Genomic DNA, 12,831 nt, shown 5'->3' with positions numbered 1-12,831 from the left:
TCCGGGGGCCCACCACGGCACCGGGCTCGAGCGGGATCAGCCGCGGACCGGGTGGGTCCGGTCGAGCGCGATGTTGAGCTTGAGGACGTTGACGCGCCGCTCGCCCATGAAGCCGAGGTCGCGCCCGTCGGTGTTGTCCGCGACCAGCCGCCGCACCTCGGCGGGCGTCATGCCGCGGGCCTTGGCGACCCGGTTCACCTGCAGCGAAGCGTAGGCGGGCGAGATGTGCGGGTCGAGGCCGCTGCCGCTCGCGGTGACCGCGTCGGCCGGGACGGCGGGCTCGGCGGGCGCGCCGCCCTTGATCGGCACGACGAGGCCCCTGGCGTAGTCCTCACCGTACTTGGCGAGCTCGACCGGCACGCCCTTGTAGGCGGCGATGAACGGCGCCTTCACCACGCCCTGCTCCTCGTTGAGGCTGACCACCCGGGTGGGGTGCGGGACGGTGCCGTCGGCGGTGCGGTGCCCGAACACCGCCAGGACGGCGCCGACACCGCCCGGGGTGCAGAACGGGCGCGCCCCGCTGACGCCTTCGAGCTCGCCGACGGCCTTGCTGCGGCCGCACACCTGGGTGAGCAGGCTCTGCTCGGCGTTCTCGTCCTCCTTCCCGGCGGCGACCAGCTTCGGGTCGGGCAGGGTGTCGACGATGTCCTCGGGCCCGAGGTTGCTCGCGGACGTGGCGGTCGGGTCGTAGCCGTCTCCGGCGTTGGACGGGCGGCTCTGGAAGTACTGCTTGAGCGGGTTGCCGTCGGAGTCGGTGAACGACTGGCCGATGAGCGCGCTCCCGACCGTGCGGCCGTGCAGGGAGACGTAGGAGCCGTCGGCGTGGTGCTTCAGGCCGGGGATCTGGCCGACCGCGAACACGGCCAGCGGGTAGGCGACGCCGAGCAGGACGGTCAGCACGAGCACGGCGCGCAGCGCGGCGAGGTGCTGCCGGATCCAGGTGGGATAGCGCATGTCAGGACATCCCCGGAAGGAAGCGGATGATGAGGTCGATGATCTTGATGCCGACGAACGGCGCGACGATGCCGCCCAGCCCGTAGACGTACAGGTTGCGCGAGAGCAGCGTGGACGCGCTGCTGGGCCGGTACCGGACACCGCGCAGGGCCAGCGGGATCAGCGCGATGATGACCAGCGCGTTGAACACGACGGCGGACAGGATCGCGGACTGCGGGCTGTGCAGCCGCATGATGTTGAGGGCGTCCAGCCCCGGGTAGAGGCCGGCGAACAGCGCCGGGATGATCGCGAAGTACTTGGCGATGTCGTTGGCGATCGAGAAGGTCGTCAGCGCGCCGCGGGTGATGAGCAGCTGCTTGCCGATCTCCACGATCTCGATGAGCTTGGTCGGGTCGGAGTCCAGGTCGACCATGTTCCCGGCCTCCTTGGCGGCCGAGGTGCCGGTGTTCATCGCGACGCCCACGTCGGCCTGCGCGAGCGCGGGCGCGTCGTTGGTGCCGTCGCCGGTCATCGCGACGAGCCGGCCGCCCTCCTGCTCGCGCTTGATGAGCGCGAGCTTGTCCTCGGGCTTGGCCTCGGCGAGGAAGTCGTCCACGCCGGCCTCGTCGGCGATGGCCTTGGCGGTCAGCGGGTTGTCGCCCGTGATCATCACGGTGCGGATGCCCATCCGGCGCATCTCGTCGAACCGCTCGCGCATCCCGGCCTTCACCACGTCCTTGAGGTGGATGACGCCGAGGACCCGCGCGGTGCGGTCCACGACCTCGCCGACGACCAGCGGGGTGCCGCCGGAGGCGGAGATGCCGTCCACGATCCGGTGCAGGTCCGCCGGGACGTCGCCGCCCTGCTCGCGGACCCACTCGCCCACCGCGGCGGCGGCGCCCTTGCGCAGCATCCGGTCGGGCGTGCCGTTGCCGGACTCGTGCAGGTCGACGCCGCTCATCCGGGTCTGTGCGGAGAACGGCACCCAGGTGGCGTGCGACAGCTCGCCGGGCGTGCGCTCCCGCAGGCCGTGGCGCTGCTTGGCGAGCACCACCACCGAGCGGCCCTCCGGGGTCTCGTCGGCCAGGCTGGACAGCTGCGCCGCGTCGGCCAGCTCGTCGGCGCCGCCGGACCGCAGCGGCAGGAACTCGGCGGCCTGCCGGTTGCCCAGGGTGATCGTGCCGGTCTTGTCCAGCAGCAGGGTGTTGACGTCGCCGGCGGCCTCGACGGCGCGTCCGCTCATCGCGAGGACGTTGCGCTGGACGAGCCGGTCCATGCCGGCGATGCCGATCGCCGACAGCAGCGCCCCGATCGTGGTCGGGATGAGGCAGACCAGCAGCGACACCAGCACGATCCCGGTGACGCCGTGGGCGTCGAGCGCCGGGCCGTCGCCGACGCCGGGGTTGACGGACCTGGAGAAGATCGCCAGCGGCTGCAGCGTGGCGACCGCCAGCAGGAAGATGATCGTCAGCGCGGCGAGCAGGATGTTGAGGGCGATCTCGTTCGGCGTCTTCTGCCGGCTCGACCCCTCCACCAGCGCGATCATGCGGTCGATGAACGACTCGCCGGGCTTCTGGGTGATCTTCACGATGATGCGGTCCGACAGCACCTTGGTCCCGCCGGTCACCGCGGACCGGTCGCCGCCGGACTCGCGGATGACCGGCGCCGACTCGCCGGTGATCGCCGACTCGTCCACGCTGGCGATGCCCTCGACGACGTCGCCGTCCCCGGGGATGATCTCGCCGGCCTCGACCACGACATGGTCGCCCTGCCGCAGGTCGGGGGCGGCGACCCGCTCCTCGCGCAGGTCGGCGCGGTCCCGGGCCCAGCCGGTCAGGCGGCGCGCCACCGCGTCGGTCTTGGCGCGGCGCAGCGCGTCCGCCTGCGCCTTGCCCCGGCCCTCGGCCACCGCCTCCGCCACGTTCGCGAAGACGACGGTGAGCCAGAGCCACGCCGCGATCAGCCACGCGAACACGCTCGGGTCCAGCGCGGCCAGGACCGTGGTCCACACCGCGCCGATCTCCACGATGAACATCACCGGGTTGCGCCACAGGGTGCGCGGGTCGAGCTTGCGCAGCGCGTCCGGGAGGGACGTCACCATCTGCTTCGGGTCGAGCAGGCCGCCCTGGATCCTGCCTCCGCCGCGGTGTTCCGGCGGCCGGGGCGCCGAACCCGACGCCCGAACGGTCTGAGTGGTCATGAGTGGATTCCTTCGGCCAACGGCCCCAGCGCCAGCGCGGGGAGGAAGGTGAGCGCGACGAGGACGACGGTGACGCCGACGACCAGGCCGACGAACTGCGGCCGGTGCGTGGGCAGCGTGCCGTCCGACTCCGGGGCCTGCCCCTGCCGGGCCAGCGACCCCGCCAGCGCCAGGACGAAGATCATCGGCAGGAAGCGTCCGAGGGCCATGCACAGGCCGAGCGCGGTGTCGTAGAACACGGTGTTGACGGTGAGCCCGGCGAACGCCGAGCCGTTGTTGTTGGACGCCGAGGTGAACGCGTACAGCACCTCCGACAGCCCGTGCGCCCCGTGGTTCAGCATCCCGGCGCGGCCGCTGCCGGTCGCCATCGCCACGCCCGTGCCGGCCAGCACCAGGATCGGCGTGATGAGGAAGTACATCGACGCCAGCTTGATCTCGCGGGAGCCGATCTTCTTGCCCAGGTACTCGGGCGTACGGCCGACCATCAGGCCCGCCACGAACACCGTGATGACGGCGAGGATCAGCATCCCGTACAGGCCCGATCCCGTCCCGCCGGGCGCGACCTCGCCGAGCATCATGTTGAACATCGTCATCATGCCGCCGAGGCTGGTGTAGGAGTCGTGGAAGGAGTCCACGGCGCCCGTCGAGGTCAGCGTGGTCGCGGCGGCGAACGTCCCGGAGTTGGAGACCCCGAACCGGGTCTCCACGCCCTCGGTGGCCCCGCCGACCGCGGTCGGCACCGTCCCGTGGTGCATGAGCTGGAACACCTGGACGAGCACGACGCTGATGACGGCCAGGGTCGCCATCACCGAGACGATCGCGTACCCCTGCCGGTTGCTGCCGACCATCCGGCCGAACGTCCGGCACAGCGGGAACGGGATGAGCAGGATGAGGAAGATCTCCAGCCAGTTCGTCCACGGGGCGGCGTTCTCGAACGGATGCGCGGAGTTGGCGTTGTAGAAGCCGCCGCCGTTGGTGCCCAGCTCCTTGATGGCCTCCTGGCTGGCCACCGGCCCGCCGGTGATCGCCTGGTGCCCTCCGGACAGCGTGTTCACCACGTGGTCGTTGGCGTCCGCGAAGTTCTGCACCAGCCCGCCGGCGATGAGCACGAGGGCGCCGGCGAACGCGATCGGCAGCAGGATCCGCAGGGTGCCGCGCACCAGGTCGACCCAGAAGTTCCCGAGCGTGTCGGTGCGCTTGCGGGCGAAGCCCCGCACGAGCGCGATGGCGACGGCCATGCCGACGGCGGCGGACACGAAGTTCTGCACCGCCAGCCCCGCCATCTGCACCAGGTGGCCCATCGTCGACTCGCCCGAGTACGACTGCCAGTTGGTGTTGGTGACGAAGCTGACCGCGGTGTTCCACGCCTGGTCCGCCTTGACCGGCGGGAAGCCGAGGCTCAGCAGCAGATGGTTCTGCAGCCGCTGCAGCCCGTACAGGAACAGGACGCTGATGACCGAGAACGCGAGCACGCTGCGCGCGTAGACGGGCCAGGTCTGCTCGGCGTCCGGCTTCGCGCCGATCAGCCGGTAGATCACCCGCTCGGCGCGCGCGTGCCTCGTACCGCTGTAGACGCGGTACATATAGTCGCCCAGCGGCCGATAGACCACCGCGAGGGCGAGCACGAGGGATCCGATGAAGATGATCCCCGCGAGGGTCGTACTCATCTAGAAGCGCTCCGGATACAAGAGTGCGGCGATAAGGAAGATGGTCAGGATCGCGGCGAGCACGAGACCGACCGCGTTCTCGGCGGTCACAGCTTCTCCACGCCCCTCACCACAAGCCCGAGCAGGACGAACACGCCCACGGTCAGCAGAACGAACACCACGTCGCTCATAGTCGTTTTCCTTGTCGAATGTCATCGCGGCCGGTACGCCCGTCACGAACGCGCACGGCACACCCCCTCCCAGCGGCCGCGCGGCCGCCTCCAGGCGCTCCATCGCGGCCTCCCAGCGCTCATCACGCCCCGGTTCCTTCCAGGGCACAATGGAGTAAAGCGCCGTTTTGGGGAGAGTTGACCGACCTTGACGCCCTTTTAGCGGCGTGAGCGGCAGAATTAACGCGTTCCTAACGCCGGGCCCCTCCCGCAGTGGCGCAGGTCACCCGCGGCCATAGCGGGCCACTTCACAGCGCTCTCCCAAAGCGACCGGAACCGCTCCCCGCCCGGCCATTCCCACGCCACCGATTCCAGTGGCCGAGCGGAAAGGCCCGCCACTCGGAACGTGACGGGCCTACATCTGGTATGCGTCTTTCGCGGATCGACCGGCCGACGGCGCCGCCGGCTCACCTGAAGGTCATCCGGTGGGAATGAACCGGGAATGACGGAGCGGCCCGCCCTGCCCGGGCAGGGCCGCGTTCGCCTTCCATCGGCCGGATACCGCCTGCGGCGGCTTCAGCCGACGTCCCGGCGGAGCAGGTCCTCCTCCGTCTCCCTGCGGACGAGGACGCGGACGCGCCCGTCGCGGACGGCGACCACGGGCGGGCGGCGGACGAGGTCGTAGTTGGAGGCCATCGAATGGTGATAGGCGCCGGTGCAGGGCACCGCGAGGAGGTCGCCGGCGCGGACGTCGGCGGGCAGCGGCACGTCGTGGACGAGGACGTCCCCGGACGCGCCGTGCTTCACGCTGACCACCCGGTAGACCGTCACGCCCGCCCGCGCGACGATGGCGCGGCCGGGTTCCACGGTGATCCTCGGCACGGGCAGGCGCCGCTCGCGGCAGGCGGCGCCCACGGCCGCCCGCTCGAAGGCGGTCATGTCGGCGACCTGGGATCCGATGTGGCAGTGCAGGCCGGCGAGCTCCAGCCCCCGCTGCGCGAGGACCCGCCGGACCGCCTCGGCGGCCGCGCCGGAGGCCAGGGAGAACCCGAACTTCTGGTCGTCGGTGCCCGTGGCCATCGCGGCATGGGTGTGCGGGTCGACTCCCGGCGTGGCCCGGACCATCAGCCTCGGCCGGACGCCGCCGGTGGCGAGCGCCGCCAACCGGTTGATCTCGCTGAACGAGTCGACCACGATGCGGCCCACTCCGTGGCCGAGCGCGGGCTCCGCCAGGACGATCCAGTGCTGCGCGTCCCCCATCGCCTGACGGATGTGCGCGACATCGGTGAAGGCCAGCCCGACCCGTTCCGCCCCTTGGTCCGTTCGCCCCGTCCTGAGGACGAGAGCGCCATCGGCGCCCTCCCCCACCGGAGCGATCCAAGGATGACCGCCGTCGTCCACGTGCCCCTTCTCTCCACGAATCCCGGTAGGGCGACCACGTTAAACCGCTCCAGGGCGTAGCCCTCGGTTCAGCTACGGAGAATTAACGCCGCAACTTTAAAATTGTCGAATTCCATACGGCGCCCCCGGCATCCCGCGCCGCGAACGGCCGCTGGTCGCATTGGCCGCCCTGAATGGAACCCGCACATCCCGGCGCGGCACAACGGTCCACTCGCGGCCCGTCCCTGGTCGCGGGCCGGTAGGCGGCGCGGCATACGCTGGGATCACCATGAGGACGCCCAAGGACGGCGCGCTGAGCCGCCGCAGGCTGGTCGCCGGATGGGCCCTGGCACTCGCCGGACCACCGCTGCTGACCGGGCTGCTGCTGCCCTGGCGCGGCGATCTCGGCCTCGCGTCCGAACTGCTGGTGTTCCTGACCTTCACCGTCCTCGTCGCGCTGGCGGGCGGGCTCGGCCCGGCGCTGTTCGCCGCGATCGCCGGGAACCTGCTGACGAACTGGTTCTTCACGCCGCCCTACTACACGCTCACCATCGCCGACTTCGAGCACGTCCTGGCGCTCGTCCTGTCGGTGGTGGTCGCGGCCGCGGTGTCGCTGGTGGTGGACCTCGCCGAGCGGCGGCGCCGCTGGGCCGTCCAGGCCGGGAGCGAGTCGGTGACGCTGAGCCGGCTGTCCACCACCGTGCTGCGCGGCGAGGACACCCTGCCCGACCTGCTCCGCCAGGCGCGGGAGACGTTCGCGCTGACGTCGGTGACCATGCTGGAGCGGACCCGGCACGGCTGGGACGTCCTCGGATCGTCCGGCGACGGGTACTGCACCGACCCGCACCAGGCGGACATGCGGGTGGCGGTGACCGGCGACCTGCTGCTGGCCCTGCGCGGCCGGGTGCTGCCCGAGGCCGACCGGCGGGTGCTGTCGGCGTTCGCGCACCAGGCGGCGGCCGCCGTGGACCGGCAGCGGCTGCAGGCCGAGGCGACCCGGGCCCGCGAGCTCGCCGAGATCGACAAGGTCCGGACGGCGCTGCTCGCCGCCGTCTCCCACGACCTGCGCACCCCGCTCGCGTCGGTGAAGGCGAGCGTCAGCAGCCTGCGCCAGGACGACGTGGAATGGGACCCGGAGGACCGCGCGGAGCTGCTCGCCGCGATCGAGGAGTCTGCCGACCGGCTGAACCGGCTGATCGCCAACCTGCTCGACATGACCCGGCTGGAGACCGGCGCGGTCGCGCCGCTGACGCGCCCGACGACGCTGGACGAGATCGTCCCGTTCGCGCTCGCCGCGGTGCCGGAGGCGCGGATCGAGGTGGACGTCCCCGAGACCCTGCCGCCCGTGCTCGTCGACCCCGGCCTGCTGGAACGGGCGCTCGCGAACGTGGTGGAGAACGCCGTCCGGTACGGGGCGGGGCCCGTCCAGGTCGTCGCGAGCGAGCTGCGCTTCGGCGTCGGAGAGGGGCGGATCGAGATCCATGTGGTGGACGACGGGCCCGGCGTGCCCGATCACGACAAGGACCGCGTCTTCGGGTCCTTCCAGCGGCTCGGCGACGCGCCGAAGGGCGCCGGCGTGGGGCTGGGCCTGGCGGTCGCCCGCGGCTTCACCGAGGCGATGGGCGGGACGCTCACCGCGCGCGACACCCCGGGCGGGGGGCTGACGATGGTGTTCGCGTTGCCGATCGCGCCGGACGCGCCGGCGGCGGAGGAGGGCCGATGACCCTGGTGCTCGTGGTGGAGGACGAGCCGCAGATGGTCCGCACGCTGCGGATCAACCTGAAGGTCCGCGGCTACGAGGTGCAGGCCGCGCCGGACGGCCGGACCGCGCTCGACCTCGCCGCCCGGCGCCCCCCGGACGTGGTGATCCTCGACCTCGGCCTGCCCGACATGGACGGCACCGAGGTGATCCGGGGCCTGCGCGGCTGGCTCGGCGTCCCGATCATCGTGCTGTCGGCCCGGCACGGGTCGCCGGACAAGGTCGCCGCGCTCGACGCGGGCGCCGACGACTACGTGACCAAACCCTTCGGGATGGACGAGTTCCTGGCGCGGCTCAGGGCGGCGATCCGGCGATCCGCGCCGGTGGAGGGCGGCAGCGCCGTGGTCGCCACCGACGCGTTCACCATCGACCTCGCGGCGAAGCGCGTCACGCGGGAGGGCGCCGACGTCCGGCTGACGCCCACCGAATGGCATCTGCTGGAGCTGCTGGTGCGCAACCCGGGGCGGCTCGTGAGCCAGCGGCAGCTGCTGCGCGAGGTCTGGGGCCCGGCGTACGAGACGGAGACGCACTACCTGCGCGTCTACTTCGCCCAGCTGCGCCGCAAGCTGGAACGCGACCCGTCCCGGCCCCGCCACCTGATCACCGAACCGGGGATGGGCTACCGCTTCGAACCCTGACCCGGCCCTGCCCTCCGGCACTGCTTCCCGGCACTGCTTCCCGGCCCTGGTCACCGGCGATGGCCGGGCGGGGATCCGCGGCCGGCGCGCGGCGTTAAGGACGCGTCAAGATCGGCGGTGTCGCCGTCAAGAGCGCGTTAAGGAAGCTGTCGACGCGGCCGGGCGGGGCAGTCGGATGGGAATGTGCGCAATGTCCTCACCCCCAAGCGCCTGCTGGTCGGCCGCCCGCTGCGGAGCGAGCAGATGGGCGAGACGCTGCTGCCCAAGAAGCTGGCGTTGCCGGTGTTCTGCAGCGACCCGCTGTCGTCCAACGCGTACGCCACCGAGGAGATCCTGCTCGGCCTGAGCCTGGGCGGGCTCGCGCTGTTCCACGTCGCCCCGTGGATCGCCCTCGCGGTGGTCGTGCTGCTGACCGTGGTGGTGCTGTCGTACCGGCAGACCTGCCACGCCTACCCCAACGGCGGCGGCGCGTACGCGGTGAGCCGCGAGAACCTGGGCGTGAACGCGTCCCTGACCGCCGCGAGCGCGCTGCTGGTCGACTACGTGCTGACCGTCGCGGTGTCGGTCGCGGCGGGCGTGGCCAACATCGTCTCGGCCTTCCCGGCGCTGGCCCCCTACTCCGTCGCGCTCTGCCTGGGGCTGGTCGCCCTGCTGGCCCTCATGAACCTGCGCGGGGTCAAGGAGTCGGGGTCGGTGTTCGCCGTCCCCACCTACGGGTTCATCGCCGTCATCGGCGTCGTGATCGTCTGGGGGCTGGTCCGGGCGCTGCTCGGCGACACCCCGCAGGCCGAGTCGGCGCACTTCGGCATCGCGTCGCACCACCAGACCACCGGGCTGCTGGCCGTCGCGCTGATCCTGCGCGCCTTCTCCCAGGGGTGCACGGCGCTGACCGGCGTCGAGGCCGTCAGCAACGGGGTGCCCAACTTCAGGAAGCCGAAGAGCCGGAACGCCGCCGACACCCTGGCGATCATGGGCGCGGTCACCATCGCGATCTTCGCCGGGATCACCTGGCTGGCGCTGGCCGCGCACGTCCGGATCGCCGACAGCGTCTCCGCCCTCACCGGCGCCCCGCCCGGCTACGAGCAGAAGACGGTGATCACCCAGGTCGCCGCCGCCGTGTCCGGCTCGGGATCGTGGCTGTTCTACCTCGTCGCCGGATTCACCGCCGCGATCCTGGTCCTGGCGGCGAACACCGCCTACAACGGCTTCCCGATCCTCGCCTCGATCCTCGGCGAGGACGGCTTCCTGCCCAAGCAGTTCTCCCGGCGCGGCGACCGCCTGGTCTTCAGCAACGGCGTCGTCATCCTCGCCGTCCTGGCCGGCGGCCTCATCTGGATCTTCAACGCGAGCACCACCCGGCTCATCCAGCTCTACATCATCGGGGTCTTCGTCTCCTTCACCCTCAGCCAGGCCGGCATGGTCAAGCACTGGACAACCGCGCTGCGCACCACGCCGCCGGGCACCCGGCCCGCCCGGCACGCGCTGCACCGCGCCCGGGCGATCAACGCGGCCGGCACCGTGCTGACCGCGCTCGTCCTGGTCGTCGTGCTGATCACCAAGTTCACGCACGGCGCCTGGATCGTGGTCATCGCGATGCCGCTGGTGTTCCTGATGATGAAGGGCATCCACCGCCACTACTCCCGGGTCGCCGTCGAGCTGTCGGCCGGCGACGGCTCCCTCGCGCTGCCGAGCCGGATCCACGCCGTCGTCCTGGTCTCCAAGCTGCACGCACCGACCCTGCAAGCGCTCGCGTTCGCCCGCGCGACGCGTCCGTTCGACCTGACCGCGGTGACCGTGTCGACGTCCGCCACCGACACCACCGCGCTCGAAGAGGAATGGGCGCGGCGCGACATCCCCGTCCCGCTCAAGGTCCTGGACTCCCCGTACCGCGACATCACCGGCCCGGTGCTGGACTACGTCGGCCGGATCCGCCGCAAGAGCCCCCGCGACGTCGTCTGCGTGTTCATCCCCGAGTACGTCGTCGGCCACTGGTGGGAGCACCTGCTGCACAACCAGAGCGCGCTGCGGCTGAAGGCGCGGCTGCTGTTCCGGTCCGGGGTCATGGTCACCAGCGTCCCGTGGCAGCTCGGCTCGGCGGAGGCCGCGTTCGCCCGCCGCACCGACGAGGCGGCGCTGACCTCCCGCCACCAGGCCGCGAGCACGATCACCGCGCGCCGCCCCCGGATGCCCGCCGGCTGATCAGCTCTGGGTGGCGATGAGGCGTCGCAGTGCGGCCTGGGCGGGCGGCCCCCAGGTGGCCTTGCCGCCGGGCCTGCCGTGGACGCCGGCGTCCCCGATGAGGAGGCAGGCGAGCGCGCGGCCCACCGCCCATCCGCGGGCGCGGCGCAGCGTCGCGGCGTCAGGTGCCGGCCGGTAGGCGGCGAGGAAACGGTCGGCGGCGCCGTCCGGCAGCAGGGTCCAGGCGGCGGCGAGGTCGATGGACGGGTCGCCCGCGAAGAGGTCGCCGAAGTCGACCACGCCGCAGACGGTGCCGTCCTCGGTGAGGACGTTCGCCGGATGCAGGTCGCCGTGGAGCCAGAGCGCCGGGCCGTCCCAGTCGGGTGCGGCGACGGCGTCGTCCCAGACCGCGCGGACGGCGTCTGGGTCAGGCACGAGACCCAGCTCGGTGACGGCGGCGAGCTGCTCGGCGAAGCCCTCGGAGTAACCCTTCAGGGGCCCTCCGCGGCCCCTGCCGGCGGGCGCCCGCTCGGGGGCGGGCCGGTGGAGCGCCGTGAGGAAGGCGGCGAGGGCGGTGGCCGCGTCCTCCCCGCGCGTGACGGGCGCGCGGTCGGCGGGCGTGCCCGGCACCCACGTGGTGACGATCCACGGCCGCGGGAACCGGGCGGAGGGCTCGCCGAGACGTCGCGGAACGGGGACCGGCAGCGGAAGGCGCGGGGCGAGCGCGGGCAGCCAGGTGTGCTCCTTGCGCACCAGCTCGTCCGCTGACTCCGTCGCCCAGGGCAGCCGGACGGCGAGGTCGTCGCCGAGCCGCCACAGCTGGTTGTCCCAGCCGCGCGCGCCGAACCTCACCGGGTGCTCGGCCAGGTCGGGGTGCTGGTCGCGCAGCAGGTCCCGCACCAGCTCCGCGGTGATCTCGATCTCCCCATGCGCCATGCGGAGCGACCCTACGCGCCCGCCGGCTCCTCAGAGGGCGACGAAGGTCAGGCCGCGCTGCTTGAGGGCGGGGATGACGGTGCGGAGCGCCGCGACGGTCTGGGAGCGGTCGCCGCCGCCGTCATGGCACAGCAGGATGTCGCCCGGCTTGGCCTTCTCGAGGTTCTCGGTGATGTGCGGGACGCCGGGGCGGGCCCAGTCGCGGGGGTCGACGCCCCAGTCGACGCAGATCATCCCGAGGGCGGTGGCGGTCTCGATGACCTGCGGCGACCAGTTCCCGCCCGGGGAGCGGAAGAACCGCGGGGCGGCGGAGGCGGCCTGCGCGATGCGGTCGTGCGCCTCGGCGATCTCCTGCTGGATGCGCGCCGCGGGCAGCCTCGGCAGGTTGATCGGGTGGGTGAGGGTGTGGTCGGCGATCTGGTGCCCCGCCGCGACGATCCGCTGGACGAGCCGGGCGTTGTCCGGTACCTGCTCGCCGATCATGTTGAAGGTCGCGTGCACGTCGAACTCGGCGAGCACGTCCAGGACCTTGGGCGTCCAGTACGGGTGCGGCCCGTCGTCGATGGTCAGCGCCACCGCGTTCGGCGGCGCCGCCGGAGCCAGGTCGTGCAGGGAGTGGATCGGGCTGGTGGCGGCCCGCATGGACCGGGCCGGCGCGAACCCGGGATCGGGCGGCGGCGCGGGAGCCCGGTGGGCCGCGGCCGCGTGCGCCGAGCGGTGCCGCTCCGGACGCCACAGCTCCGGAGTCACGCCGGCGGCCACGCCCGCGGCCCCAGCGACGATCATGGTCAGCACCTGGCGGCGATCCATTCCAAGGGTCCTTTTGTCGTAGAAGGCGTCGGGTGGTGAGACGACCCGGCGATCCGGCGGGTTGGCGCCCGCCCCTGCTGGATTTCCCTGGGAATCGCGTCTGAACATCATCGGGCCCGTCCGTGCGGGCCTTCGTCGCCGCGGCCGCGGGCGCAGCCGTCCGCTCTGGCCGGGAATGTCC

At 72.2% G+C, this 12,831-nt stretch carries 9 protein-coding genes and 1 pseudogene; 3 read left to right on the top strand and 7 right to left on the bottom strand.

The genetic code is table 11. The features are described from left to right. Nucleotides 1-36 precede the first annotated feature (36 nt). The 5 genes and pseudogenes from F9B16_RS00245 to F9B16_RS00220 all read right to left on the bottom strand — a co-directional run. Nucleotides 37-954 carry a potassium-transporting ATPase subunit C gene (locus F9B16_RS00245; protein WP_151537730.1) on the bottom strand — a complete coding sequence of 306 codons (918 nt, stop codon included), beginning with the start codon at nt 952-954 and terminating at the stop codon, nt 37-39. A gap of 1 nt (nt 955) precedes the next feature. After that, nucleotides 956-3,133, bottom strand: coding sequence for a potassium-transporting ATPase subunit KdpB (gene kdpB, locus F9B16_RS00240; RefSeq protein ID WP_151537729.1), 2,178 nt, complete (start codon nt 3,131-3,133; stop codon nt 956-958). Next, entirely contained in the window at nt 3,130-4,800 is a 1,671-nt protein-coding gene (gene kdpA / locus F9B16_RS00235) for a potassium-transporting ATPase subunit KdpA (RefSeq protein ID WP_151537728.1), read from the bottom strand. The genes kdpB and kdpA overlap by 4 nt, the downstream gene beginning before the upstream one ends. Further along, a complete protein-coding gene (kdpF, locus tag F9B16_RS52220) occupies nt 4,801-5,073 on the bottom strand; it encodes a K(+)-transporting ATPase subunit F (RefSeq protein ID WP_225991207.1) in 273 nt (90 codons plus the stop codon). It abuts the gene before it with no gap. Nucleotides 5,074-5,525: 452 nt separating this feature from the next. Then, a pseudogene (locus tag F9B16_RS00220) lies at nt 5,526-6,170 on the bottom strand (diaminopimelate decarboxylase family protein); the annotation flags it as partial. 448 nt (nt 6,171-6,618) lie between these two features. Here F9B16_RS00220 and F9B16_RS00215 point away from each other — a divergent pair. The 3 genes from F9B16_RS00215 to F9B16_RS00205 all read left to right on the top strand — a co-directional run bounded on the left by F9B16_RS00215 (nt 6,619) and on the right by F9B16_RS00205 (nt 10,925). Beyond that, the gene (locus tag F9B16_RS00215; protein ID WP_151537726.1) at nt 6,619-8,052 is read left to right on the top strand and encodes a sensor histidine kinase; all 1,434 of its coding nucleotides are present in this window, start codon (nt 6,619-6,621) and stop codon (nt 8,050-8,052) included. Next, nucleotides 8,049-8,726, top strand: a complete 678-nt coding sequence (locus F9B16_RS00210) for a response regulator (protein WP_151537725.1) — start codon at nt 8,049-8,051, stop codon at nt 8,724-8,726. The genes F9B16_RS00215 and F9B16_RS00210 overlap by 4 nt, the downstream gene beginning before the upstream one ends. 183 nt (nt 8,727-8,909) lie before the next feature. Then, nucleotides 8,910-10,925, top strand: coding sequence for an APC family permease (locus F9B16_RS00205; RefSeq protein WP_225991206.1), 2,016 nt, complete (start codon nt 8,910-8,912; stop codon nt 10,923-10,925). Here F9B16_RS00205 and F9B16_RS00200 read toward each other — a convergent pair whose 3' ends face one another. Both F9B16_RS00200 and F9B16_RS00195 read right to left on the bottom strand, forming a co-directional pair. After that, on the bottom strand, nt 10,926-11,840 hold the full coding sequence (locus F9B16_RS00200) for an aminoglycoside phosphotransferase family protein (RefSeq protein WP_151537724.1): 915 nt from the start codon (nt 11,838-11,840) through the stop codon (nt 10,926-10,928). 30 nt (nt 11,841-11,870) lie between these two features. Further along, entirely contained in the window at nt 11,871-12,650 is a 780-nt protein-coding gene (locus tag F9B16_RS00195; protein WP_151537723.1) for a polysaccharide deacetylase family protein, read from the bottom strand. Between the last annotated feature and the right edge of the window lie 181 nt (nt 12,651-12,831).

Source organism: Actinomadura montaniterrae (assembly GCF_008923365.1).
Classification (GTDB): domain Bacteria; phylum Actinomycetota; class Actinomycetes; order Streptosporangiales; family Streptosporangiaceae; genus Spirillospora; species Spirillospora montaniterrae.
This window is presented reverse-complemented; position numbering and strand designations above follow the sequence as displayed.

Coding starts and splice junctions, on each gene's coding strand:
- F9B16_RS00245 (WP_151537730.1), bottom strand. CDS start 954: ATGCGCTATCCCACCTGGATCCGGCAGCACCTCGCCGCGCTGCGCGCC.
- kdpB (WP_151537729.1), bottom strand. CDS start 3,133: ATGACCACTCAGACCGTTCGGGCGTCGGGTTCGGCGCCCCGGCCGCCG.
- kdpA (WP_151537728.1), bottom strand. CDS start 4,800: ATGAGTACGACCCTCGCGGGGATCATCTTCATCGGATCCCTCGTGCTC.
- kdpF (WP_225991207.1), bottom strand. CDS start 5,073: ATGGAGCGCCTGGAGGCGGCCGCGCGGCCGCTGGGAGGGGGTGTGCCG.
- F9B16_RS00215 (WP_151537726.1), top strand. CDS start 6,619: ATGAGGACGCCCAAGGACGGCGCGCTGAGCCGCCGCAGGCTGGTCGCC.
- F9B16_RS00210 (WP_151537725.1), top strand. CDS start 8,049: ATGACCCTGGTGCTCGTGGTGGAGGACGAGCCGCAGATGGTCCGCACG.
- F9B16_RS00200 (WP_151537724.1), bottom strand. CDS start 11,840: ATGGCGCATGGGGAGATCGAGATCACCGCGGAGCTGGTGCGGGACCTG.
- F9B16_RS00195 (WP_151537723.1), bottom strand. CDS start 12,650: ATGGATCGCCGCCAGGTGCTGACCATGATCGTCGCTGGGGCCGCGGGC.